Below are 1,308 nucleotides of genomic sequence, written 5' to 3' on the forward strand. Positions count from 1 at the left end.
TGAGGGGCCCCGAAGACTTCGGACAGCTCTATTTGCGGTTACTTCACGCTGCGAGCTGCTGTTCTAGGTGCTCTGCATAGACCTGGTTCGGGGTCTTATAGCCGAGTCCTGAGTGGCGTCTGCGAGAATTGTACCAGAGTTCGATGTACCTCACGATGTCGCGGCGTGCGTGTTCGCGGGTTGGATACTGTGTGCGGTGGACTCGTTCGTTCTTCAGGGTCGAGAAGAACGATTCGGCCATTGCATTGTCGTAGCAGATGCCGGTTCGGCCGACCGATTGCCGTAGCCCGAGCAGATGGAGCGTGGCGGCGTACTTCGCCGAGGTGTAATTACTGCCGCGGTCGCTGTGAAAGATCGCCTTGTCGGTGAGTCTGTGGTTGCGGGCGGCCATCTCGATGGCCTTTTCTATGAGCGGGGTCTTGTAGTTGTCGTCGATCGCCCACCCGATGACGGCCTTGGTGTAGCAGTCGATGACGGTGGCGAGATAGACCCATCCTTCCCACGTTTCGACATAGGTTATGTCGCCCACGAGTTTCTGCCCGGGCGCGTCGGCGGTGAAGTCACGGCGGACCAGGTCGGGGATCGAGCCGGCAGTGCCGTCCTGCTCGGTCAGGCTCGCCCGCCACGGCTGCGGCTGGCAGGGCACCAGGCCCAGCTCCCGCATGATGTCGCGGACCAGCTCCGGGCCGGCGGGCACCCCGGCGTCGGCCAGGTCGGCGTGAATCCGCCGGTACCCGTAGGTGCCATCGGAGGCATCGAAGAAATGCCGTACCAGAACCTTGAGCCTCTCGCGCCGCTGCGAGGTCGCCGATTCCGGGCGCCGTCGCCATTCATAGAAGCCGGAGCGGGAAACGCCCAGCCATTCACACATCCGGACGATGCTGGGGGTGGCGCCGTCGACGCACACGGAAGGGCTGGCGTACTCCGCGTCGATGAACTCGTACTTCGAGGTCACCGCTGCTCTTTGGCGAAGTACGCCGCCGCTTTTTTCAAGAAAGCGATCTCCATTTGGAGTTCACGGATCTCGCGTTCCTGTTCTTTCAGTCGGGCACGCTCGTCCACCGTCAGCTCGGGCTCCTCGCCGGCATGCGCACGCCGGTAAGCGTTCACCCAATTCGCCAAAGTGCCCGCGTTGATCCCGAGTTCCTTCGCCACCTGTGAGACCGGCCGCGAAGTCTCGATCACCATCTTCACTGCCTCTTCCCGGTATTCCGGGGAGAATTTCCTCTTCGGACGAGCCAAATCACTACCTTTCCGGACCACCCCATTGTAGTGGGGTCACTGTCCGGAATCTTCGGGGCGCTTCAG

The 1,308-nt window shown here is 62.0% G+C and carries 1 protein-coding gene; it reads right to left on the minus strand.

Annotated elements, in window-relative coordinates:
- Nucleotides 1-43: 43 nt before the first annotated feature.
- Nucleotides 44-1,242 (minus strand): IS3 family transposase gene (locus ABGB11_RS42395; protein WP_347641365.1). Its coding sequence is split into 2 segments (ribosomal slippage): nucleotides 44-984 and nucleotides 984-1,242, totalling 1,200 coding nucleotides; the frame shifts between segments, so codons are not numbered across the junction.
- Nucleotides 1,243-1,308 lie beyond the last annotated feature (66 nt).

The sequence above is a fragment of the Actinomadura sp. B10D3 genome, assembly GCF_039871695.1.
GTDB lineage: Bacteria > Actinomycetota > Actinomycetes > Streptosporangiales > Streptosporangiaceae > Spirillospora > Spirillospora madurae.